The sequence below is a fragment of the Herbidospora yilanensis genome (assembly GCF_001570565.1).
In the GTDB taxonomy this organism is placed as follows: Bacteria; Actinomycetota; Actinomycetes; order Streptosporangiales; family Streptosporangiaceae; genus Herbidospora; species Herbidospora yilanensis.
This window is the reverse complement of record NZ_BBXE01000007.1, coordinates 1-579: the sequence shown is the minus strand read 5'-3', so window position 1 is coordinate 579 and position 579 is coordinate 1. Positions and strand designations below refer to the sequence as shown.

Genomic DNA, 579 nt, shown 5'->3' with positions numbered 1-579 from the left:
AGCGCGATCTGGCCCTTCAGCATGCGGCCGCCGTCGCCGGTCAGGCGCAGGTAGTAGTCGGAGGAGCAGAAGGTGCCGTCTTCGTCGAGGGCGAGGATGCCCGAGCCGGCGGGACGGTGGCCTGGGTCTCGGTGGTCTTGGCGATCTGGTTGCCCTCGTTGTACTCGTCGAACATGGAGATGTAGAGGCCGTGGGAGCCGGCGCGGATGGTGTTGTAGAACATGCGCCACATGAAGTCGCCGTGGGCGCGGGCGCGTGATTGCAGGTCGCCGGGCATGACGCAGGGCTGGTAGTCGATGCCGTTGGCGTTGCAGTCGGCGACGTCGGGCAGGAGGTTGTTGGTGTAGAAGCCGTCCAGGCCCGGGATGGTGTGGGTGCGGCCGACCATCCAGGGCGAGATCATGTTGAAGGCGCGGTAGACCTCGCCGAAGCCGGTGCGGGAGTCGTTGATGCCCTGGCGCCAGTAGGTGGGCACGCCGCCGATGACGTAGCAGCCCTGGGCCTTGAACCAGTTGATCACTTCCAGGCAGGGGGCCGGGGGGAAGGGGCGGCCGGGGTCGTTGAAGCCGAAGCCCCAGA

1 protein-coding gene is annotated in these 579 nt (G+C 67.2%); it reads right to left on the bottom strand.

Annotation, left to right across the window (positions count from 1 at the left end; all coding sequences use genetic code 11):
* Positions 1-40 precede the first annotated feature (40 nt).
* Positions 41-579, bottom strand: a 539-nt coding sequence (locus tag AW273_RS37720) for a glycoside hydrolase family 71/99 protein (RefSeq protein WP_198167947.1), incomplete at its 5' end; no start/stop codon positions are given.